This window comes from Microbacterium sp. (assembly GCF_026393345.1).
In the GTDB taxonomy this organism is placed as follows: domain Bacteria; phylum Actinomycetota; class Actinomycetes; order Actinomycetales; family Microbacteriaceae; genus Microbacterium.
Genome location: NZ_JAPLAI010000002.1, coordinates 1 through 21,055, shown reverse-complemented (window position 1 = coordinate 21,055; position 21,055 = coordinate 1). Strand labels below are relative to the sequence as shown.

At 70.2% G+C, this 21,055-nt stretch carries 22 protein-coding genes; 19 read left to right on the top strand and 3 right to left on the bottom strand.

Going from position 1 to position 21,055, the window contains the following annotated elements; translation table 11 throughout:
* Positions 1–170 precede the first annotated feature (170 nt).
* The 3 genes from NT132_RS00155 to NT132_RS00145 are packed head-to-tail and all read left to right on the top strand — an operon-like array spanning position 171 to position 2,226.
* Positions 171–971 (top strand): thymidylate synthase, encoded by an 801-nt coding sequence (locus NT132_RS00155; RefSeq protein ID WP_297782967.1) that lies wholly within the window; start codon positions 171–173, stop codon positions 969–971.
* Entirely contained in the window at positions 968–1,468 is a 501-nt protein-coding gene (locus NT132_RS00150; protein WP_297782964.1) for a dihydrofolate reductase, read from the top strand. The genes NT132_RS00155 and NT132_RS00150 overlap by 4 nt, the downstream gene beginning before the upstream one ends.
* A gap of 2 nt (positions 1,469–1,470) precedes the next feature.
* Positions 1,471–2,226: an SDR family NAD(P)-dependent oxidoreductase gene (locus NT132_RS00145; protein ID WP_297782961.1), complete on the top strand. Its 756-nt coding sequence runs from the start codon at positions 1,471–1,473 to the stop codon at positions 2,224–2,226.
* 103 nt (positions 2,227–2,329) lie between these two features.
* On the opposite strand, the gene NT132_RS00140 is transcribed toward NT132_RS00145, so the two are convergent.
* The gene (locus NT132_RS00140) at positions 2,330–2,869 is read right to left on the bottom strand and encodes an NUDIX hydrolase (RefSeq protein ID WP_297782957.1); all 540 of its coding nucleotides are present in this window, start codon (positions 2,867–2,869) and stop codon (positions 2,330–2,332) included.
* A gap of 57 nt (positions 2,870–2,926) precedes the next feature.
* Here NT132_RS00140 and dapA point away from each other — a divergent pair, with 57 nt between their 5' ends.
* The 15 genes from dapA to dapF all read left to right on the top strand — a co-directional run bounded on the left by dapA (position 2,927) and on the right by dapF (position 17,951).
* Complete coding sequence (gene dapA, locus NT132_RS00135; protein WP_297782952.1) at positions 2,927–3,904, top strand: 4-hydroxy-tetrahydrodipicolinate synthase; 978 nt, start codon at positions 2,927–2,929, stop codon at positions 3,902–3,904.
* 87 nt (positions 3,905–3,991) lie between these two features.
* Positions 3,992–5,668, top strand: coding sequence for a ribonuclease J (locus NT132_RS00130; RefSeq protein ID WP_297782948.1), 1,677 nt, complete (start codon positions 3,992–3,994; stop codon positions 5,666–5,668).
* A gap of 29 nt (positions 5,669–5,697) precedes the next feature.
* Positions 5,698–6,192, top strand: a complete 495-nt coding sequence (locus NT132_RS00125) for a GNAT family N-acetyltransferase (protein ID WP_297782945.1) — start codon at positions 5,698–5,700, stop codon at positions 6,190–6,192.
* A 56-nt stretch (positions 6,193–6,248) separates the two neighbouring features.
* The gene (locus NT132_RS00120) at positions 6,249–8,933 is read left to right on the top strand and encodes a DNA translocase FtsK (protein ID WP_297782942.1); all 2,685 of its coding nucleotides are present in this window, start codon (positions 6,249–6,251) and stop codon (positions 8,931–8,933) included.
* A gap of 9 nt (positions 8,934–8,942) precedes the next feature.
* On the top strand, positions 8,943–9,524 hold the full coding sequence (pgsA, locus tag NT132_RS00115) for a CDP-diacylglycerol--glycerol-3-phosphate 3-phosphatidyltransferase (protein ID WP_297782938.1): 582 nt from the start codon (positions 8,943–8,945) through the stop codon (positions 9,522–9,524).
* Positions 9,525–9,616: 92 nt separating this feature from the next.
* The gene (locus tag NT132_RS00110; RefSeq protein WP_297782970.1) at positions 9,617–10,075 is read left to right on the top strand and encodes a CinA family protein; all 459 of its coding nucleotides are present in this window, start codon (positions 9,617–9,619) and stop codon (positions 10,073–10,075) included.
* A gap of 141 nt (positions 10,076–10,216) precedes the next feature.
* Complete coding sequence (locus NT132_RS00105; RefSeq protein WP_297782935.1) at positions 10,217–10,525, top strand: helix-turn-helix transcriptional regulator; 309 nt, start codon at positions 10,217–10,219, stop codon at positions 10,523–10,525.
* A 13-nt stretch (positions 10,526–10,538) separates the two neighbouring features.
* Positions 10,539–10,763, top strand: a complete 225-nt coding sequence (locus NT132_RS00100; protein ID WP_297782932.1) for a DUF3046 domain-containing protein — start codon at positions 10,539–10,541, stop codon at positions 10,761–10,763.
* 226 nt (positions 10,764–10,989) lie between these two features.
* Positions 10,990–12,054, top strand: a complete 1,065-nt coding sequence (gene recA / locus NT132_RS00095; protein WP_297782929.1) for a recombinase RecA — start codon at positions 10,990–10,992, stop codon at positions 12,052–12,054.
* A complete protein-coding gene (locus NT132_RS00090; RefSeq protein ID WP_297782926.1) occupies positions 12,051–12,863 on the top strand; it encodes a regulatory protein RecX in 813 nt (270 codons plus the stop codon). Before recA ends, NT132_RS00090 begins: the two co-directional genes overlap by 4 nt.
* A gap of 76 nt (positions 12,864–12,939) precedes the next feature.
* Positions 12,940–14,088, top strand: a complete 1,149-nt coding sequence (locus tag NT132_RS00085; RefSeq protein ID WP_297782923.1) for a hypothetical protein — start codon at positions 12,940–12,942, stop codon at positions 14,086–14,088.
* Between the two features lie 52 nt (positions 14,089–14,140).
* Positions 14,141–15,688 carry a tRNA (N6-isopentenyl adenosine(37)-C2)-methylthiotransferase MiaB gene (gene miaB / locus NT132_RS00080; protein ID WP_297782920.1) on the top strand — a complete coding sequence of 516 codons (1,548 nt, stop codon included), beginning with the start codon at positions 14,141–14,143 and terminating at the stop codon, positions 15,686–15,688.
* Positions 15,688–16,623: a tRNA (adenosine(37)-N6)-dimethylallyltransferase MiaA gene (gene miaA, locus NT132_RS00075; protein WP_297782917.1), complete on the top strand. Its 936-nt coding sequence runs from the start codon at positions 15,688–15,690 to the stop codon at positions 16,621–16,623. Before miaB ends, miaA begins: the two co-directional genes overlap by 1 nt.
* Complete coding sequence (locus NT132_RS00070) at positions 16,620–17,054, top strand: GNAT family acetyltransferase (RefSeq protein ID WP_297782912.1); 435 nt, start codon at positions 16,620–16,622, stop codon at positions 17,052–17,054. Before miaA ends, NT132_RS00070 begins: the two co-directional genes overlap by 4 nt.
* A 36-nt stretch (positions 17,055–17,090) precedes the next feature.
* Entirely contained in the window at positions 17,091–17,951 is an 861-nt protein-coding gene (gene dapF / locus NT132_RS00065; RefSeq protein ID WP_297782908.1) for a diaminopimelate epimerase, read from the top strand.
* Here dapF and NT132_RS00060 read toward each other — a convergent pair.
* Both NT132_RS00060 and NT132_RS00055 read right to left on the bottom strand, forming a co-directional pair.
* Positions 17,924–19,168 carry an MFS transporter gene (locus NT132_RS00060; RefSeq protein WP_297782903.1) on the bottom strand — a complete coding sequence of 415 codons (1,245 nt, stop codon included), beginning with the start codon at positions 19,166–19,168 and terminating at the stop codon, positions 17,924–17,926. The genes dapF and NT132_RS00060 overlap by 28 nt on opposite strands.
* A 108-nt stretch (positions 19,169–19,276) precedes the next feature.
* On the bottom strand, positions 19,277–19,918 hold the full coding sequence (locus NT132_RS00055) for a methyltransferase (protein ID WP_297782900.1): 642 nt from the start codon (positions 19,916–19,918) through the stop codon (positions 19,277–19,279).
* A gap of 80 nt (positions 19,919–19,998) precedes the next feature.
* Between NT132_RS00055 and hflX the strand changes: the two genes are divergently transcribed.
* A partial coding sequence (hflX, locus tag NT132_RS00050; RefSeq protein ID WP_297782897.1) for a GTPase HflX occupies positions 19,999–21,055 on the top strand: 1,057 nt, incomplete at its 3' end.

The window sequence follows — 21,055 nt, the reverse complement described above, 5'->3', positions numbered from 1 at the left end:
CACCCTCATCGTGGTCACCCACGATTCGGCGGTGGCGCGTCTTGCGGGCCGGCGCCTGCGGCTGGAGCGGGGAAGCGTTCGCGAGCTCGCCCGCTGAGGCGAGACGTGACGCGCGGCGGCCCCGGGATGTCCCGGGGCCGCCGTCCGTGGGGGCGGGTATCGTGAGGCGCGTGACCGCCGAGATCCCGACGCCCTACGAAGATCTGCTCCGTGACGTGCTCGAGCCCCACGAATTGGCGGAGGAGCTGGAGCTCTATCGTGTGTTCGGCCGGCAGATCCGCTTCGACCTCGCCGAGGGGTTCCCGCTCATCACGACCAAGCGCGTGCACATGAAGTCGATCGTGTACGAGCTGTTGTGGTTCCTGCAGGGATCCTCGAACGTCGGCTGGCTGCAGGAGCACGGCGTCACGATCTGGGACGAGTGGGCGGATGCGGCGGGGGAGCTCGGCCCGGTCTATGGGGTGCAGTGGCGCTCCTGGCCGACCGCGGGCGGCGACACCATCGACCAGATCTCGCAGGTCATCGACCAGATCCGGACGACCCCCGATTCGCGGCGGTTGATCGTATCGGCGTGGAACCCCGCCGACATCCCGGACATGGCGCTCGCTCCCTGCCACGCCCTGTTCCAGTTCTACGTCGCCGACGGCAAACTCTCCTGCCAGCTGTATCAGCGCAGCGCCGACATGTTCCTCGGGGTGCCGTTCAACATCGCCTCGTACGCCCTGCTGACCGCCATGATCGCCCAGCAGGCCGGGCTCGGCCTCGGCGACTTCGTCTGGACCGGCGGCGACTGCCACATCTACGACAACCATCGCGAGCAGGTGCAGGAGCAGCTGAGCCGCGACCCCTACCCGTACCCGACGCTCCGGTTCGCCCGGCGGCCGGAATCGATCTTCGACTACACCTACGACGACATCGTCGTCGAGGACTACCAGCACCACCCCGCGATCCGCGGAGCCGTCGCGGTATGACCCGGGTGGGGTTGATCTGGGCCGAAGCCAAGGGGGGCGTCATCGGGGCCGCGGGCGGCATGCCCTGGCATGTGCCCGAAGATCTCGCTCACTTCAAGGCGGTGACCGGCGATGCCGCCGTCATCATGGGGCGGCGCACGTGGGAATCACTGCCGGAACGCTTCCGGCCGCTGCCGGGGCGGACGAACATCGTCGTCACCCGGCAGGCCGACTGGGCGGCGCCCGGCGCGGTGCGTGCCGGCTCGCTCGGCGAGGCGTTGTCGGAGGACGCGACCGGCGACCGCGTATGGGTCATCGGCGGCGGGCAGCTCTACCGGCAGGCGATCGCCGACGCCGACCTGCTCGAGATCACCTACCTCGACCTGGAGGTCGCCGGCGATACCCAGGCCCCCGACATCGCGGGCTGGGCGCCCGTGGCCGAGGACCCGGGGGATGGATGGCACACCTCGCGCACCGGCATCCGGTACCGGTTCGTGCGGTACGAACGGAAGGCGTAGAGATGCCCACGGCTCTCATCACCGGCGCCAGCTCCGGTCTCGGCGCCGAATACGCGCACCAGCTGGCCGGCAAGGGCGCGGACCTGGTCCTGGTCGGACGCGATCGCGTCGCCCTCGAGGAGGTCGCGGCACGCCTGCGCGGTCGCGTGGAGGTCGAGGTCCTCCGCGCCGACCTGCTGCGCGGGCGGGATCGAGGCAGGGTCGAAGCCCGTCTGGCCGACGAGGACCGACCGATCGACGTGCTCATCAACAACGCCGGCTTCGGGCTGCCGCTCGCCTTCGAGACCAACGACATCGAGGACGAGGCGGGGCACCTGGCCTTGCACGTCGAGGTCCCGATGCGGCTCACCCATGCCGCGCTCGGCCCGATGCTGGCACGGGGACGCGGCCGCATCCTCAACGTCGCGTCCGTGGCCGCCTTCATGCCGCGATCGACATACGGCGCGTCTAAGGGGTGGCTGGTGTCCTTCAGTCGCTGGGCGAACGCGGTCTACACGCCGCGCGGGGTGACGGTCACGGCGGTGTGTCCCGGCTACACGCACACGAACTTCCACGAGCGGCTGGGCCTCCCGCCCGGGGAGGAAGGCATCCCGGCGTGGATGTGGCTCGACGCGAGGACCGTCGTGTCGCAGTCCCTCGCCGACGTCGCCCGTGGCAAGGCGGTGTCGGTGCCGACGTGGCGGTACCGGATGCTGACCGCCCTGGTGCGGGTGCTTCCCGACGCCCTCGCCTTCCGCCTGGGCATGCGCGGCCGCTGACCGCCGTCTCGGCTCCGCTCCGCATCCCCGCCGTCGGTTCCCCTGTCGCTGGTTGCGCTTGTGGGTCGCACTTCGCGACAGGTGAGCGGGCGGTGCGCGGGTCTCAGGTGAAACGGCCGAGGTGGATGCCGGCGTAGGCCAGCGCCGCGATCGTCTCGCCGTCGCTGATGCGCCCGTCGGCGACCATCGCCAGCGCCTCGGCGAACGGCACCCAGACGACCTCGTCGATGCCCTCCTCGTGCTGCGTCCAGGCGGCATCCGCCGTCGCGGTGAGACCGCGGGCGAGGAACACGTGCTCGGGGGCGTCCGCGATGCCGTTCAGCGCGTGCATGGTGCCGAGCGGCGTCCATTCCGCCGCCTGCAGCCCGGTCTCCTCGAGGAGTTCGCGCTGCGCGGCCGCGAGCGGTTCGTCGCCGTCCGACCCGCCGGCCGGAACCTCCCACGACCACCCGGTGGTGTAGCGCTCCAACCCGACCAGGCAGACCCGGTCCTCGCCGTCCATTGCCACGACGAACACGGCGGGATGCTGCATCCGGACCACCCCGTAGATCCCGTCGCCGTGCGGGCCGGAGACCTGGTCCTCACGGACGTGGATCCATCGGTTCTCATAGACGGTGCGGGACTCGCGGGTGCGCCATGCCATGAGCCCAGCCTAGGAGGGCCGGTGAACGACGCCCGCGGAACCGATAACCTAGGAGGTATGACGCACGCGGGCAACCCTTTCGGACAGGTGCTCGTCGCGCTCGTCACTCCGATGACGGCCGACGGCGAGGTCGACTGGCCCGCCGTGGAGAAGCACATCGACGATGTCATCGTCTCCGGCGCCGACGGCATCGTGGTCACCGGCACGACGGGGGAGACCTCGACGCTCACCGACCCCGAGAAGCTGAAGCTCGTGGAGGTCGGCAAGGATGTCGCCGCCGGCCGCGCCAAGATCATCACCGGCGGCGGGTCGAACGAGACCGCACACGCCATCGAGCTCTACAAGGCCAGCGAGAAGGCCGGCGCCGACGGCATCATGATCGTCACGCCGTACTACAACAAGCCGACCCAGGCCGGCATCCTCACCCACTTCCGGCTCGTCGCCGACGCGACCGACCTGCCGGTGATCCTCTACGACATCCCCGGGCGCACCGGCGTGCCGATCAAGTACGAGACGATCATGCGCCTGGCCAAGCACCCGAACATCCTCGCCATCAAGGACGCCAAGGGCGACTTCAGCGAGGTCAGCCGCGTGCTGAACCAGACGGACCTGATGTACTTCTCCGGCGACGACGCCAACGTCCTGCCTCACCTCGCGATCGGCGCCAGCGGCATGATCGGCGTGACCGCGAACATCACCGCCGCGCCATACCGGACCATGGTGGATGCGGTGAACGCCGGCGACCTGCACCGTGCGACCGAGGCACACCAGAAGCTCGAGCCGCTCGTCCGCGCCGTGATGACCCACGTCCCCGGCACCGTGAGTGCGAAGTACATCCTCCACGGCCTCGGCCGCATCTCCAGCCCCCGCGTCCGGCTGCCGCTCGTCGGCCCGGAGGAGTGGGAGGCCGCGATCATCGAGGACGAGCTCGACCTCGTGCGCGACGTCGCCGGAGTCGACTTCTCGAACTTCCGTCCCGACCGCAACGCCGCCGCCGGCGGCGCCCTGCCGAAGGTGCACGGCACGACGCGTTGACATACCCGCCACGAGGCGGGACACAGGCGCCCCTGACGGGCGCGATGAACGGATGCGGCATCCTCGCGGCATCCGGAAAGGCAGGCGATGGCCACCACCGTTTACGATCCCCCCGCCCTCGACGCCGGAACCCTGCGCGTGACACCGCTCGGTGGTCTCGGCGAGGTCGGCCGCAACATGACGACGTTCGAGTACGAGGGCAAGATCCTCATCGTCGACTGCGGCGTGCTCTTCCCGGAGGAGCACCAGCCCGGCGTCGACCTGATCCTCCCGGACTTCGCGCCGATTCGTGAGCGCCTCGACGACATCGTGGGCGTCGTGCTCACGCACGGCCACGAGGACCACATCGGTGCGGTGCCATATCTGCTCAAGCTGAAGCCCGACATTCCCCTCATCGGCTCGCAACTGACCCTCGCGCTCATCGAGGCGAAGCTCAAGGAGCACCGGATCAAGGCGTACACGCTGACGGTCACAGAGGGGCAGCGCGAGAAGGTCGGCCCGTTCGACCTGGAGTTCATCGCGGTGAACCACTCCATCCCCGACGCGCTCGCCGTCGCGATCCGCACCCCTGCCGGGCTCGTGCTCGCCACCGGCGACTTCAAAATGGATCAGCTGCCGCTCGACGGCCGCCTCACCGACCTCCGCGCCTTCGCGCGGCTGGGCGAGGAGGGCGTTGACCTCTTCCTCGTCGACTCCACCAACGCCGACGTCCCCGGGTTCACGCCGACCGAGCGCGCGATCGGGCCGGTCCTCGACCAGGTCATCGCGAAGTCGCCGCGCCGCGTCATCGTGGCGAGCTTCTCCAGCCACGTGCACCGCGTGCAGCAGGTCATCGACGCAGCAGCCGCCAATGGCCGCCGGGTCGCGTTCCTCGGGCGCAGCATGGTGCGCAACATGACGATCGCGGAGGACCTCGGCTACCTCAAGGTGCCCAAGGGCGTCCTGATCGACTACAAGAAGGCCAAGGACATCCCGGACGACAAGATCGTCTACATGTCCACCGGCTCCCAGGGTGAGCCGATGGCGGTGCTCTCGCGCATGGCCAACCTCGATCACGCGATCGAGCCCGGCGAGGGCGATACCGTCATCCTCGCCTCGAGCCTCATCCCGGGCAACGAGAACGCGGTCTACCGCGTCATCGACGGCCTCACCAAGCTCGGCGCGACCGTCGTGCACAAGGCCAACGCCAAGGTGCACGTCTCCGGTCACGCCGCCGCGGGCGAGCTGCTGTACTGCTACAACATCCTCAAGCCGAAGAACGTGCTGCCCGTGCACGGCGAGTACCGGCACCTCATGGCCAACGCCAAGCTGGCGCAGGACACCGGCATCTCCGCGGACCGGACGTTCCTCGCCGAGAACGGCACCGTCATCGATCTGAAGGCTGGCGAGGCGCACGTCGCGGGTCAGTACGACATCGGGTTCGTGTATGTCGACGGCTCCACCGTCGGCGGGGTCACCGACGCCGACCTCAAGGACCGCCGCATCCTCGCCGAGGAGGGGTTCATCTCCGTCATCGCGGTCGTGGACGCCGCCACCGGCCGGGTCATCAGCGGCCCGGAGATCCACGCCCGCGGTTTCGCCGAGGACGACACCGTCTTCGACGACGTGAAGCCGAAGATCGCGGCCGCCCTGGCCGAGGCCGCCGCCTCTGGAGTCCGCGACTCGCACGCGTTGTCGCAGGTCATGCGGCGCACGATCGGACGCTGGGTGAACCAGCGCCTGCGTCGCCGTCCCATGATCGTGCCGCTGGTCATCGAGGCGTAACCCGCCCCGCACGTCGGTAGGATGCGGGCATGCCCGCGCGTTTCCGCATCCGACCGGCCGTGCAGGCCGACGGCGCGTTCCTCGCGGACATGGTCGTCGAGGCCGTCAATTGGCGCGCCGGAGCGGCGCGACCGCGGCACCAGATCCTCGACGATCTCCGCCACGGCCGCTACGTCACCGGCTGGATGCGCCCGAGTGACGTCGGCGCCGTGGCGGTCGACGAGCAGGACCAGCCGATCGGCGCCGCCTGGTACCGGATGCTGCCGCGCACCGAGCCCGGATTCGGCTATGTCGGGACGGGCGTGCCGGAGCTCATCATCGGCGTGCGCCCCATCTGGCGGGCGCACGGGGTGGGGCGTGCCCTGCTGCAGTGGCTCGTGGCTGCGGCACGCGCCGAGGGGCATTCGCGCCTCTGCCTGAGCGTGGAACGCGATAACTTCGCCCGGACGCTGTACCGCAGCGAAGGGTTCGTGGTGACCGAGGCCGGGAACGGTCGCGACACCATGGTCGCGCGGCTGAACTGACGGCTTTGCCGCGTCGCTCCCGGCCGATGTCGGCCCCGCGCAATAGCGTGGAGCGCATGGCCAGGAGTACCGGCACGACCACCCGCGGCCGCACGCCCGCGAAGGGGTCCTCCTCGGGCGCCCGCAAGAAGCCCGCCCCCGCACCCAAGAAGTATGTCGGCGAGGAGGAGAAGCCGCCGCTCGCCGCGCGCGCGTGGCTCGGCCTCGCCCATGCCACCGGGGGATTGTTCCGCACGTTCGGGCCAGAGACGCTCGATAAGGAGCAGCGCCGCGACGGCTTCCCGTTCCTGCTGGTGCTGCTCGCGATCGCCGGTGCCACGGTGGAGTGGTTCTTCATCGGCACCGAAGCCGCCGCGCTCGTCTCCGCCTACACCGTCGGCGGGCTCCTCGGCCGACTGGCGTTCCTCCTCCCCGTGCTGCTGGTGCTCCTCGCCGGCTGGCTGTTCCGGCATCCGTCGTCCGTGCACGACAACGGTCGTATCGGGATCGGCTTCGCTCTGTTCATCGTCTGCATCGCCGGCTTCTGCCATGTCTTCGGCGGACGCCCCGAGCCGAGCGAAGGACTTCCCGCGCTCAGCCGTGCCGGTGGCCTGTTCGGCTGGATGGTGGGGGAGCCGCTCGCGCTGCTGCTCACCCCGATCGGTGCCGCGGTGGTGCTCGGGCTCGTGACCGCGCTCAGCATCCTCATCCTCACCAAGACCCCGCCGAACCGCATCGGCCGTCGTCTCGGCGACCTCTACGCCTGGATGTTCGGCGCCGAGCGCCCCGAACCTGCCGCCCTCACGCCGGAGACCGCCGCCCCGGCCGACGACGACGCCACCGAGTCGATCCCGTGGTGGCGACGGAACAAGACCGGCCGCGAAGAGGACCCCGACGATGGGATCGGTTCGCAGGACCTCACCGAACTCCTCGGCGGCACCGCGTCCGTCCAGGACGCTTTCGATCACCCGCTCGCGCCGGCGGCCCCGCATCCCGCCCCGCCCGTGCCGCCCGGGCCTGACGCGCTCACCGAGGTCATCGACCCGTCCGTGCTGGCCGCGGTGGAGCGCGCCGCCGCCGAGCGCAGCGCCACTGCGCTGCAGGATGACGGGGATACCGGCGAGTTCGACGCGCTCCCGGATGCCACCGGATTCGGTGCCACCGGCGACCGCGTCCCGCCGTCCGCGCCGTACGTGCTGCCGTCCGTGGCGGCCCTCGCCGCCGGCAGCGCCCCCAAGGCCCGCTCCGAGGCGAACGATCGCATCGTCGCGGCCATCATGGGCGTCTTCGAGCAGTTCAAGGTCGACGCGCGGGTGACCGGATTCTCCCGCGGTCCGACCGTCACCCAGTACGAGATCGAGGTCGGTCCGGGCGTGAAGGTGGAGCGCATCACTGCGCTGACCAACAACATCGCCTACGCGGTCGCGTCCAACGAGGTCCGCATCCTCGCGCCCATCCCCGGTAAGAGCGCCATCGGTGTCGAGATCCCCAACACCGACCGCGAGATCGTGACCCTCGGCGACATCCTCCGATCGCCCGCCTCTCAGCAGTCGACCCACCCCATGACGATCGGGGTGGGCAAGGACGTCGGCGGCGGCTTCGTCGTCGCGAACCTCGCCAAGATGCCTCACCTGCTCGTCGCGGGCTCCACCGGCTCCGGTAAGTCCAGCTTCGTGAACTCGATGATCACGAGCCTCCTGATGCGCGCCAAGCCCTCCGAGGTGCGGATGGTGCTGATCGACCCGAAGCGGGTGGAACTGACGAACTACGCCGGCGTGCCGCACCTGATCACCCCGATCATCACGAACCCGAAGAAGGCGGCAGAGGCGCTGCAGTGGGTCGTGAAAGAGATGGACATGCGGTACGACGACCTGGCGTCGTTCGGGTTCCGCCATATCGACGATTTCAACAAGGCGGTCGTCGCCGGCACCATCCAGCTGCCGCCGGGCAGCGAGCGGGTGCTGAAGCCGTACCCGTACCTGCTCGTCGTCGTGGACGAGCTCGCCGACCTCATGATGGTCGCGCCTCGCGACGTCGAGGACTCGATCGTGCGCATCACGCAGCTTGCCCGGGCGAGCGGCATCCACCTCGTGCTCGCCACCCAGCGCCCGTCCGTTGACGTCGTCACCGGCCTCATCAAGGCCAACGTGCCGTCCCGGCTCGCGTTCGCCGTCACCAGCGTCACCGACTCCCGCGTCATCCTCGACCAGCCCGGCGCCGACCGCCTCATCGGGCAGGGCGACGGCCTCTTCCTGCCGATGGGCACGTCCAAGGCGATCCGGGTGCAGGGCGCCTGGGTCAGCGAGGCCGAGATCGAGAAGGTCGTCAAGCACGTCACCGGCCAGGCCCGGCCGGAGTACCGGTCGGACGTCGCCGCAGCGGCGGAGAAGAAGCAGATCGACGCCGACATCGGCGACGACCTCGACCTGCTGCTGGCGGCGGCGGAGCAGATCATCTCCACCCAGTTCGGTTCCACCTCGATGCTGCAGCGCAAGCTCCGGGTCGGCTTCGCGAAGGCGGGACGGCTCATGGATCTGCTTGAATCGCGCGAGATCGTCGGCCCCTCCGAGGGATCGAAGGCCCGCGACGTGCTCGTCGCACCGGAACAGCTCGCCGGTGTCCTCGCGCGGCTGCGCGGGGAGGACGCCCCGGTCGACGACCCGTACGCCGGCGACCCGGTCGACCAGCAGTTCGCCGGAATGCCGGTGGTGGAGGACGACGCCGACGGCGACGAGGATGCCTGGCAACTGACCGGCCGATAGGCTCGCTCCGTGGCAGTACCGAGGCAGTTACCGAACGCGATCACGATCGTGCGCATCCTGTGCGCACCGGTCTTCCTCTGGTTGTTGCTGGCAGACGCCGGCACGGACGGTCCGGCACGCTGGTGGGCGGCGGCGCTGTTCATCGTGGCGATCGCCTCCGACGGCATCGACGGTCACATCGCGCGGAAGAACGACATCGTCACCGATCTTGGGAAGCTCCTCGACCCGATCGCCGACAAGGTGCTCACCGGCTGCGCCTTCGTCGGCCTGTCGATCCTCGCAGAGCTGCCGTGGTGGGTCACGGTCATCGTTCTCATCCGCGAGATCGGGATCACGGTGTACCGGCTCGTCGTCGCGGGCAGCCATGTGCTGGCGGCGGCGTGGATGGGCAAGCTCAAGACCGTCGCGCAGGCCGTCGCGCTCTCGTTCGCCCTGCTGCCGCTGGCGGGAATCGTGGGGGACTGGGTCGTCTGGGTCAACATCGTCACGATGTGGATCGCGGTCCTGCTCACGGTCGCCAGCGGGATCGATTTCGTCGTCAGCGAGATCCGCGGTGCGCGCCGCTCGTCGACGGGCGGAACGCCGGCGTGAGCGGGGTCGCCTCACCGGCAGATTTCGATGGTGAACCGCTCGACGCCGCGACCACCATCGTCCGCCACGGCCGCCGGACCGACGCCGAGCGCGTGGTCGCCCGTCTCACGGAGCTCGGCTGGACCGTCGGTGTCGCCGAATCGCTCACCGGCGGGCTCCTCGTCGCATCCCTCGTGACCGTGCCGGGCGCCTCCGCGTGCGTGCGGGGCGGCATCGTGGCTTACGACACGGCGCTGAAGACCTCCCTGCTCGGCGTGGATGCGGCGTTTCTCGCGGAGCACGGGCCGGTGCAGCCGAAGGTGGCGCGGCAGATGGCCGAGGGCGTACGCGATGCCACCGCCGTCATGGGGGAGCGCGCCGACGTCGGCGTGGCGACCACGGGGATCGCCGGGCCCACGTCCCCCGATGGCCAGCCGGTGGGCACCGTGCACATCGCCGTGGCGACGGCACTCGGCACGCGCATCGAATCGCTGCAGCTCGACGGCACCCGCGACGAGATCCGAGACCAGACGGTCCGGCGGGCATTGCGACTGCTGCTGGAAGCGCTGTGACGGAATACGTCGTGTTTCGCTGCGGTTACATTGGGTGATTCTCACCCCGTGCACAGCGCGCGGGTTTAGATTGTCAGAACCTGATGTGTTGAGACGTGATCCGTGCGGATCGCGCAGAGCGAGTTGAGGAGGGGACCCGACATGATCTTGGTACGCCACGAGATCGGGGAAGTCCTGCGGGACTTCCGACAGCAGAAGGGCCGCACCCTCCGTCAGGTCGCGAGCCGCGCCAGTGTCGCGCTCGGGTACCTCAGCGAGGTCGAGCGGGGCCAGAAGGAAGCGTCGAGCGAAATCCTCGGCGCCGTCGCGGAGGCGCTCGACGTGCCCATCGCGACCATCATGCGCGAGGTCGCCGATCGGCTGTCGGTCCTGGAGGGCCTCACCACGTTCCCGGACGTCGTCCCCGACGAGCTCGTCGCCGAGGTCGAACCCGAACTCTCGCTGCGCTGAGCGCACCCTTCCCGTGCGTCGCAGTGAGTTCGACCGCGCCGTCGCCGACGAGTTCGGCGCTCAGGGCGGGTACCTGCTGACAGACCTGGCACTGCCGGGGTTCGACGGGCGCTCCGCTGCCCAGGTGCTTGCGTCAGGCGTGCCGCCGCGGGACGTGTGGCTGGCGCTGTGCGCCGAGATGGACGTGCCCCCGAACCGCCGCTACGGGGTGGGCAGGTTGGAACCGCGCGGTCGCTGAACCGCGGCGTGTCGTCGAAGATGTGTTCGAGTGCGGCGTAGTCTCCTGCACAGAGGACGTCGATGAGACGTTTTCCACGGATGCGGTGGATGCCCCGGCGATGTCGGAGCCCCTCCCTACCGTGGGGAGCACGACACCCTCACCGCCTTGTCGCAGCATCCGCCCGGGTCCCGGGAAGAGCGCGACAGCCTACAGGCGACGGAAACGCGAGCATAAGGAGCACGCCATGCCATCACCCGCCGACCGCGAGAAGGCCCTCGAAACGGCCCTCGCCCAGATCGACCCGCAGTTCGGAAAGGGCTCGGTCATGCGGCTGGGCAGCGACGACCGCGCCCCGGTCGAGGTCATCTCGACTGGCTCCATCGCCCTCGACGTCGCTCTCGGCGTCGGCGGCCTGCCGCGTGGCCGCATCGTCGAGATCTACGGCCCGGAGTCCTCGGGTAAGACCACCCTGACCCTGCACGCGATCGCGAACGCGCAGCGCGCTGGCGGCATCGCCGCCTTCATCGACGCGGAGCACGCGCTCGACCCCGATTACGCGATGAAGCTCGGCGTCGACATCGACGCGCTCCTCGTCTCGCAGCCCGACACCGGTGAGCAGGCGCTGGAAATCGCCGACATGCTCGTGCGTTCCGGGTCCATCGATCTGGTCGTGATCGACTCCGTCGCGGCCCTCGTGCCGAAGGCCGAGATCGAGGGCGAGATGGGCGACTCCCACGTGGGTCTGCAGGCCCGCCTCATGTCGCAGGCGTTGCGAAAGCTCACCGGTGGGCTCAGCCAGACCAACACGACGATGATCTTCATCAACCAGCTGCGCGAGAAGATCGGCGTCTTCTTCGGCTCTCCCGAGACCACGGCAGGCGGTAAGGCATTGAAGTTCTACGCCTCGGTCCGCCTCGACATCCGCCGCATCGAGACGCTCAAGGACGGCACCGACGCGGTCGGTAACCGCACCCGCGTCAAGGTCGTGAAGAACAAGATGGCGCCGCCGTTCAAGCAGGCGGAGTTCGACATCCTCTACGGCATCGGGATCTCGCGCGAGGGCAGCCTGATCGACTTCGGCGTCGAGCACGGCATCGTGAAGAAGTCGGGCGCCTGGTACACGTACGAGGGTGAGCAGCTCGGCCAGGGCAAGGAGAACGCCCGCAACTTCCTCATCAAGAACGTGGACGTCGCGGCCGAGATCGAATCGAAGATCAAGACGAAGCTCGGCATCGGCCTTCCCCGTGGCGGCGAGGCTGCTGCCGAGACCGTTCCCCCGGTCGCCGAGTTGGCCAAGAAGCGGGCGTGACCACCGGAGACGGGGGCGAGTCCGAGCGACTCGCCCCCGTGACCCCGCTGTTCGGGGGCCGCTCCATGCCGCAGACCCGTTCGGTGCCGCCGCGCACCTCGGGCGGCCGCGGACCGGTCTTCCGTGAGGACCCCGAGGACGAGGTGACACCGGACGACGCCGGCGACCGTGCGATGCCGGACCGTTCCGACGCCCCACGGGGGTCCTCCGCGCGGAGTCGTCCGGAGGGGGAGCGGGCGTCTCGCACCGGGGGTGCGCGCTCCACTCGCCCACGGGCGGGCGACATCGCGCCGGACGGGCCTGTCCCGGACGCGCGCGACACCGTGGAGCCGCTGGATCCCGCCGCCCGCGCCGAGGCGGCGGAAAAGGCGCTGCTGCGGAAACTCCGCGCCCGGTCGCTGTCGGTGCAGGAAGCGCGGAGCGTGCTCGTCGGCCACGACCTGGATGCGGACGGAGTGGATGCCCTGCTCGACCGGATGCACGACCTCGGTTATCTGAACGATGCGGCGCTGGCCGAGCAGCTCGTCCATTCCGGCGTGGAGCGACGCGGTCAAGGCCGACAGGTCATCTCGCAGACCCTCGCCAAACGCGGCGTGCCGCGGGATGTCGCCGACGCGGCGCTGGCAAGCCTCCCCGACGACGACCTGGAGCGGGCCCTCGACTTCGCCCGCCGGAAGGCCCGCGCGGTGGGCGGCAAGGACCATCAGGCGGCCCTGCGTCGATTGGTGGGACAGCTGTCCCGGCGCGGCTACCCCTCGGGCGTCTCGATGACGGCGGCGCGGCAGGCGCTGGACGAGATCGGGTCCTGACCGACGCTCGTTCCGGCGGCGGTGCGAGTGCCCCGCCGCGCACTCGCACCGGCGGCGATCCCCTATGCTCGGCGGCGTGGCCCGCCCGAACCGCACGCACCGACGCCGGTGGCCGCTCGTGACCCTGGGGGTCGTCGTCGTCCTCGTCGCGGGGGCCATCGTCGCCATCCCGGTGTGGAGCGCACAGATCCTCCTCACTCCGCATCACAGCCTCACCACCAAGGCCGGCACCGTGATCGCCGTGGATGCGGATGAGATCACGCTGTCGCGCACGGATGCCGGCGCCCGGGTGGGTACCTATGGGCTGACCTGGACGGGTGCGGATGGGGAGATCGCCGGGGAAGCCGTGGTGGGTCCGGTCCTGCGCACCGACGACGACACCATCACCCGTGAGTTCGTCGCGACCGAGGGTACGCCGGAGGTGGGAGCCGCCGTCGACCTCAACCCCAATATGTGGACCGGCGACCCGCAGACCGCCATCGGCCTGGACTTCAAGAAGGTCGACATCGAGGGCGAGCTCGGCGCGATGCCCGCATGGCAGGTCGACGGCGACGGCGACACCTGGGTGCTGTTCGTGCACGGCATCGACGGACTGCGGCAGAGCGGCCTGCGTCCCCTGCCGACGCTGGCTGAGGCGGGACTCCCGACCCTACTCATCTCCTACCGCAACGACGAGGGCGCACCGGCCAGCCCGAACGGCCTGTTCAGCCTGGGGGAGCGGGAGTGGCACGATCTCGAGGCGGCCGCCGGCTACGCACTCCGCCAGGGCGCCGAGAAATTCATCCTCTACGGCGATTCCATGGGCGGCAGTATCGTCACACGGTTCATGCACCTGTCCCCGCACGCCGAGCGGGTGGTGGCGATGGTGCTTGATGCGCCCGTGCTCGACTGGTCGGCCGTGATCGACGGGCAGGCCGACCGCCTTCACCTGGGCGTGCTGTCCCCACTCGTGCGGCAGACGGTGCAGTGGCGGGGCGACCTCTCGCTGACCTCGCTGGACGAACTCGACCAGACGGCGGTGTTCGACCGGCTCCCGGTTCTGCTCTTCCAGGGCCTCGCCGATCCGCTCGTGCCCCACATCGACAGCGAGAGCTTCGCCGCAGCGCTCCCGCTGGCCCAATACGTCCCGGTGCCGGACGCGGGCCACATCCAGAGCTGGAACGTGGATCCGGTGGGCTACACCACCCATCTGGCGGACTTCCTGCGGCCCTTCGTCTCCCGCTGAGCGATGCCGCAACGCCGGGCGTGCCGCGGTGATACGTAGAATGACTGGCATCATGTCTGCCCCTTCCAGCGCTCCCACGCTCATCGCCCCGTCTGCGGCCGCGAACGACGCCGCCGGTCGCCCCCGCACCTACGAGGTGCGCACCTTCGGCTGCCAGATGAACGTGCACGACTCCGAGCGACTATCCGGGTCTCTCGAGTCCGCCGGCTACATCCGCGCCGACGCCGGCACCGACGCCGACATCGTCGTCATCAACACCTGCGCCGTGCGCGACAACGCGGCCGGCAAGCTCTACGGCACCCTCGGCCACCTCAAGAGCCGCAAGGACAAGCACGCGGGCATGCAGATCGCCGTGGGCGGCTGCCTGGCGCAGATGGACAAGGATGCGGTGCTCACCAAGGCGCCGTGGGTCGACGTGGTCTTCGGCACGCACAACATGGGGTCCTTGCCGGGCCTGTTGGAGCGGGCGCGGCACAACGACGCGGCCGAGCTCGAGATCCTGGAGTCCCTCGAGGTGTTCCCCTCGACCCTGCCGACCAAGCGCGACAGCGTGTACAGCGGCTGGGTCTCGATCTCCGTCGGCTGCAACAACACATGCACCTTCTGCATCGTCCCGAGCCTGCGCGGCAAGGAGAAGGATCGCCGCCCCGGCGACATCCTGAACGAGATCCGGCTGCTCGTCGACGATGGCGCCCTCGAGGTCACCCTGCTCGGGCAGAACGTCAACTCGTACGGCGTGGAGTTCGGCGACCGGGCAGCGTTCGGCAAGCTGCTGCGCGCAGCCGGAGAGATCGAGGGCCTCGAACGCATCCGGTTCACGAGCCCCCACCCGGCCGCCTTCACCGACGACGTCATCGACGCGATGGCGCAGACGCCGTCCGTCATGCCGCAGCTCCACATGCCGCTGCAGTCCGGCAGCGACCGGATCCTCCGCGCCATGCGGCGGTCGTACCGCAGCGAGAAGTTCCTCGGCATCCTCGACAAGGTGCGGGCGCAGATCCCGCACGCGGCGATCTCCACCGACATCATCGTCGGCTTCCCCGGCGAGACCGAGGAGGACTTCCAGGAGACCCTCCGGGTGGTGGAGCAGGCCCGGTTCGCCAGTGCCTTCACCTTCCAGTACTCGATCCGTGAGGGCACCCCGGCGGCGACCATGCCCGACCAGGTTCCGAAGCACATCGTGCAGGAGCGGTACGAACGCCTCGCCGCACTGCAGGAGCGCATCAGCCTCGAGGAGAACCAGAAGCAGGTGGGTCGCGAGGTGAACCTGCTCGTCTCCACCGGCGAGGGCAAGAAGGATGCGGCCACGCACCGCCTCACCGGACGCGCCGAGGACAACCGGCTGGTGCACTTCGAGGTACCTGCCGGGTCGCCCCTGCCCCGTCCGGGCGACATCGTGTCGGTCGTCGTGACGCACGCAGCGCCCTTCCACCTGCTCGCCGACGCCCCGGACGGCGCGTCCCTGCGTATCCGGCGCACTCGCTCGGGAGACGCCTGGGATCGCACGCAGACCGAATCCTGCGGCGTGCCCGCACCGACCGCATCCGGTGCTCCCCGCGCCGTCTCGCTCGGCCTGCCCACCCTCCGCGTCGGAGAGTGATGGCGGCCCACCCGGGCGCTGTCGCACCGCGCCTGTGGGCGGTGATCGGCGCCACGGGCACCGGCAAAACCGCGCTCTCGCTCGATCTCGCCGAGGAGCTGGCTGCCCGCGGCCGGCCGGCAGAGATCGTCAACGCCGACGCCATGCAGCTCTACCGCGGCATGGACATCGGCACCGCGAAGCTCCCGGCCGCCGAACGTCGTGGCATCCCGCACCACCTGTTCGACGTCCTCGATGTCACCGACGAGGCCGCCGTCGCCCGCTACCAGGAGGCGGCGCGGGCGGCGATCACCGAGGTGCAGGGGCGCGGCGCCGACGCGATCCTCGTCGGCGGCTCCGGCCTGTACGTGTCGAGCGTGCTGTTCGACTTCCGCTTCCCGCCGCGCGACGAGAACGTGCGTGCCGCACTGGAGGCCGAGCTCGAGGCCGTCGGACCGGGAGCCCTGTTCGCGCGGCTGCAGACCGCCGACCCGGCGACGGCCGGGCGGGTGGACCCGCGGAACGGCCGGCGCATCGTCCGTGCCCTCGAGGTGCTCGCGCAGGGCGCCGACACCCACGGGGCCGCTCTTCCGGCGGAACCGCTGCGGTGGCAGGAGCACACCCGCATCCTCGGGGTGCAGCTGCCGCGGGAGGACCTCGTGCCGCGCCTCGACCAGCGGGTCGCGCAGATGTGGCGCGACGGCCTGCTCGATGAGGTCGTGACGCTTCGCGCGCAGGGCCTCGAGCGGGGGGCCACCGCATCCCGTGCGATCGGCTACGCGCAGGCGCTCGCCCAGCTCGCCGGCACGACCACCGAAGCAGAGGCTATCGCCGAGACCCAGGCGCTGACGCGCCGGTACGCCCGCCGGCAGGTGTCCTGGTTCCGGCGCTACCGCGACGTGACCTGGGTCACCCCCGGCACCCCCGCCGCGACCCTGATCGAAAGCGACAGATGACCCGCATCCGCTCTTTCCGCCCCGCCGACACCGAGCAGGTCGTCGCGCTGTGGCATGCCGCCGGGCTCACCCGATCCTGGAACGACCCGTACCGTGACATCGAGCGAAAGCTCGCGGTGCAGCCGGAGCTGTTCCTGGTTGCGACGGCGGAGCCCGAGTCGGGGGAGGAAGTCATCGGGAGCGTCATGGCCGGCTACGACGGGCATCGTGGCTGGCTGTACTACCTCGCCGCCGACCCGACGCGGCGTGGCCTCGGCATCGGACGCGCACTCGTCACCGAAGCGGAGCGACTCCTCCTGGCGATGGGTTGCCCCAAGGTGCAGCTCATGGTGCGGCCCGACAACGCCGCGGCCCGCGGGTTCTACGCCGCCCTCGGCTACGAGACATTCGACACCTGGGCAACCGGCAAACGCCTCATCCCCGACGCCTGAGCCGGCCTCCCGCGCCGCGCCGATAGACTGGCGCGCATGCCGCAGACCCTCACATTCACCAAAGGTCACGGCACGGGGAACGACTTCGTGATCGTCGCCGATCCCGACGGCGAGCTGGCGCTCACCGACGACCAGGTCGCCGTGCTGTGCGACCGGCGCTTCGGCGTGGGCGCCGACGGCATCCTCCGCGTGGTGCGTACGGGGGCGATCGCCGAGGGTGCGGATGCGGCCGCCGCCGGCGCGGAATGGTTCATGGACTATCGCAACGCCGACGGTTCTGTCGCCGAGATGTGCGGCAACGGCATCCGGGTCTTCGCCCGCTACCTCACCGATAACGCCCTGGCCCGGATCGGCGCCGACCCGGTGGCCATCGGCACCCGTGCCGGGGTCAAGACGCTCACCGCCACCCCGGACGGGTTCGAGGTCGACCTCGGCGCGTGGACGCTCGACGATGCCGACGTGCTCGTGCAGGCGCGCGGGCTCCCGGTGGCCCGACCGGGCCTCGGCGTGGACGTCGGCAACCCGCACGTCGTCGTCGCCCTCCCGGCCGAAGACGAGCTCACCGGTCTTGACCTGACCTACCAGCCCGTCCTTACGCCCGCCCCGTCTCACGGCGCGAACGTCGAGTTCGTCGTGCCCGCCGACCCGCTCGTGCGCGGCGGCGTCGGCACCATCCGGATGCGGGTGTTCGAGCGTGGCGTGGGGGAGACCCTCAGCTGCGGCACCGGCACCGCCGCCGCCGCCCTCGCGGTCCGCGAGTGGGCGGGGCAGGCAGCCCCCGACGACTGGCGGGTGCAGGTTCCGGGCGGCGAGCTCGGGGTGCGGATGCGGGACGGTCACGTGCTGCTGTCCGGCCCCGCCGTCCTCGTCTACACCGGCGAGCTGACCCTCGCCTGACGTTGTCGCACCCGTGCGGTCACGCCGGCGGACACGCCGAGCGCCAGCAGCACCGTGCAGGCGCACGCCACGACGGTGAACGCGCCGACGGGGCCGGTGGCCTCGGCGATGGGCCCGGTGACCGCCGCGCCGATACCGATGCCGACGACCACGCCGCCGTTGAGCAGCGCCATCATGAACCCGCCGGTGCCCCGCTCGGTCAGTGATCCGGTGATCGCGAAGATCGTCAGCAGCATGGGGCCCTGGAACGCGCCCGCGACGAGTCCCGCCACGAGCACCGTGGGGATGTTCGTGGCGATGAGCAGCAGAATGACGCCCACGAGCATTCCCGCCGCGGCGACCGTCCACCGCAGCCACGGACCGACCCGGGCCGGCACCATGACCATCGACAGCGTGGTGATGCTCGACCCGACCGCCATGACGGCGTACAGCAGCGCGCCCGCATCCGGGATGCCCACCTGCGCGGCGAACGCCGTGAGGCCCGCCTGGCTGCCACCGAAGAAGACACCCATCGACACGGTACCCACGAGGCAGACGCCGAGGAGGGCACGCCGGCGCAGCGACCCGCTCTGCCGCTCCGCGGCCGTCACCGTGGAGGGACCGACGTCGCGGCGCAGCGGCACCAGGCGGTGCGTCCGATGGAGGGCGAACTGTGTGACGAACACCGCGATCAGTGCGGCGGTGGCGAGCATCGCCGCCTGCGGACTCACCGCCACCGCGATCACGCCGACCAGCGCGGGACCGATGATGTATGCGAGCTCGTCGGAGACGCCTTCGAACGCGAACGCCGCGTGCGTATCGTCCGGCACCATCGCCAGCCACCGCGCCCGCGACAGTGCGCCCACCTGCGGAATCGTCAGACCCGCGAGCCCGGCCAGCGCGACGGTGGTGGCATCCGGGAACACCCCCGCGCCGAGGGTGAACGTCACCAGCACCGCGACGTTCACGACCACGCCGGCGAGCAGCACCGCGCGCTGACCCACTCGATCGGCGATGGTGCCGGAGGTAGGGCCGCCGACCGCCTCACCGAGCGCGGCGGCCGCGGCGGCGAAACCGCCGATCGCGAGAGAGCCGGTGGCACCGGTCGTGAGTGTGAGGACCGCGAGCGGGATCATCGACATCGGGAGCTTCCCGAGCGTGGTTGCCACCAGGTAGCTCCACCCCGCGGTGGCGGGGAGGAAGCGGTATCCGGACAAGCCGGACGGACGGGCGGACATGGGTCTCCTTACCGGCGCGTCCCCCACCCGGATCGCACCCACAGCCCATATCTCGTTCGTCGAGCAGCGTACCAGCGCCGTATGACGGCGTGGTGTCGGCGTGCCGGGTCAGACGAGGGTGATCGGCTCCGTCGGCGGGCTGCCGTGGCGCCGCACCTTCAACACGCGGTAGCCGCGGGCGGTCGCCGCGCGATGCACGCTGAACCCCTGCGGAAAGGATGCCGTGATCCACCGCTGCAACGCGTCGGCACCGAGGTTCCGCGCCACCACGAGCCAGGCATCGGATCGCTCGTCCAGTCGCGGCAGCCAGGTCTCCAGCATCCCGTGCAGCACGTTCTTGCCCACCCGGATCGGGGGATTCGAGCGGATACTGCGGAACGTGACGTCCTCGGGAACATCGTCGGGGGTGACGGCGTTGATGTTGGAGAGGCCGTGGGCCTCAGCGTTGCGCCGGACCAGATCCAGGGCACGCTCGTTCACGTCGACGGCCCAGACCGTCGCGCGCGGAGAGTGCATCGCCAGGCTCAGCGAGATCGGACCCCATCCGCTCCCGAGATCCAGCAGGTGACCTCCCGGCGGGGGCGGCGGGGTGTGCGAAAGCAACACTGCGGTGCCCGCGTCGAGCCGATCGGGACTGAAGACACCACCGGCGGTCGTGACCTCGGTGTCACGTCCGGCCAGGACAACACGAATGGTGCGCAGATTCTCGGGGCTGGCGGGCGACGCGCTGAAATAGTGGTCGCTAGACATGGGAGCGAGCGTAGCGGAGGACGGGCCTGCGGCGGGAGGCTAGAGTTGGCGTCGCACAGGCGGCGCCTCAGAAAGGGCACATGACGGACAGGGACGAAGACCAGGCGATGGACCCGGTGGAGCGCATTCTGTCGCGCTCGGAATCTCGTGCCAGCGTGCACGTGAGTGGGGCCGCGCAGGCACTTCAGGACGTGTCGACGGTCGCGTATGGCGACACCGACGGTGAGCAGTGGGACCGTGAGGAACGTGCCGCTCTCCGGCGCGTGCCGGGACTCTCCACCGAACTCGAAGATGTCACCGAGGTCGAGTACCGCCAGCTGCGGCTGGAGAACGTCGTGCTCGTGGGCGTGCACCCGCAGGGTCAGACCGAGGATGCGGAGAACTCGCTGCGCGAGCTCGCCGCCCTCGCCGAGACCGCTGGCGCCGTCGTCCTCGACGCGGTGCTGCAGCGTCGTCCCCATCCCGACCCCGCGACCTACGTCGGTCGCGGCAAGGCGCAGGAGCTGCGCGACATCGTGCTGGCGGTCGGCGCCGACACCGTCATTGCGGACACGGAACTCGCGCCCAGTCAGCGCCGCGCCCTGGAGGACGTGGTCAAGGTCAAGGTCATCGACCGCACCACCGTCATCCTCGACATCTTCAGTCAGCACGCGAAGAGCCGCGAGGGCAAGGCCCAGGTCGAACTCGCGCAGCTGGAATACCTGCTGCCGCGCCTGCGCGGCTGGGGTGACTCGATGAGCCGGCAGGCCGGTGGCCAGGTCGGCGCCGGCGGCGCCGGCATGGGATCGCGCGGCCCCGGTGAGACCAAGATCGAGCTGGACCGCCGCCGAATCCGCACCCGCATGGCGCAGCTGCGCCGGCAGATCCGCGACTTCGGGCCGGCCCGAGACGCCAAGCGCGCCGAACGCCGCCGAAACACCATTCCCGGTGTCGCGATCGCCGGCTACACCAACGCCGGTAAGTCCAGCCTGCTGAACCGCCTCACGCAGGCGGGCGTCCTGGTCGAGAACGCCCTGTTCGCCACGCTGGATGCCACCGTCCGACGTTCGCAGACCGAGGACGGGCGCATCTACACGCTCACCGACACCGTCGGCTTCGTCCGCAACCTGCCGCATCAGCTGGTCGAGGCGTTCCGCT

Coding starts and splice junctions, on each gene's coding strand:
- NT132_RS00130 (WP_297782948.1), top strand. CDS start 3,992: ATGGCCACCACCGTTTACGATCCCCCCGCCCTCGACGCCGGAACCCTG.
- NT132_RS00120 (WP_297782942.1), top strand. CDS start 6,249: ATGGCCAGGAGTACCGGCACGACCACCCGCGGCCGCACGCCCGCGAAG.
- dapA (WP_297782952.1), top strand. CDS start 2,927: ATGACGCACGCGGGCAACCCTTTCGGACAGGTGCTCGTCGCGCTCGTC.
- recA (WP_297782929.1), top strand. CDS start 10,990: ATGCCATCACCCGCCGACCGCGAGAAGGCCCTCGAAACGGCCCTCGCC.
- NT132_RS00055 (WP_297782900.1), bottom strand. CDS start 19,918: ATGTCTAGCGACCACTATTTCAGCGCGTCGCCCGCCAGCCCCGAGAAT.
- NT132_RS00150 (WP_297782964.1), top strand. CDS start 968: ATGACCCGGGTGGGGTTGATCTGGGCCGAAGCCAAGGGGGGCGTCATC.
- miaB (WP_297782920.1), top strand. CDS start 14,141: ATGTCTGCCCCTTCCAGCGCTCCCACGCTCATCGCCCCGTCTGCGGCC.
- NT132_RS00125 (WP_297782945.1), top strand. CDS start 5,698: ATGCCCGCGCGTTTCCGCATCCGACCGGCCGTGCAGGCCGACGGCGCG.
- NT132_RS00145 (WP_297782961.1), top strand. CDS start 1,471: ATGCCCACGGCTCTCATCACCGGCGCCAGCTCCGGTCTCGGCGCCGAA.
- NT132_RS00105 (WP_297782935.1), top strand. CDS start 10,217: ATGATCTTGGTACGCCACGAGATCGGGGAAGTCCTGCGGGACTTCCGA.
- NT132_RS00070 (WP_297782912.1), top strand. CDS start 16,620: ATGACCCGCATCCGCTCTTTCCGCCCCGCCGACACCGAGCAGGTCGTC.
- miaA (WP_297782917.1), top strand. CDS start 15,688: ATGGCGGCCCACCCGGGCGCTGTCGCACCGCGCCTGTGGGCGGTGATC.
- NT132_RS00060 (WP_297782903.1), bottom strand. CDS start 19,168: ATGTCCGCCCGTCCGTCCGGCTTGTCCGGATACCGCTTCCTCCCCGCC.
- NT132_RS00140 (WP_297782957.1), bottom strand. CDS start 2,869: ATGGCATGGCGCACCCGCGAGTCCCGCACCGTCTATGAGAACCGATGG.
- dapF (WP_297782908.1), top strand. CDS start 17,091: ATGCCGCAGACCCTCACATTCACCAAAGGTCACGGCACGGGGAACGAC.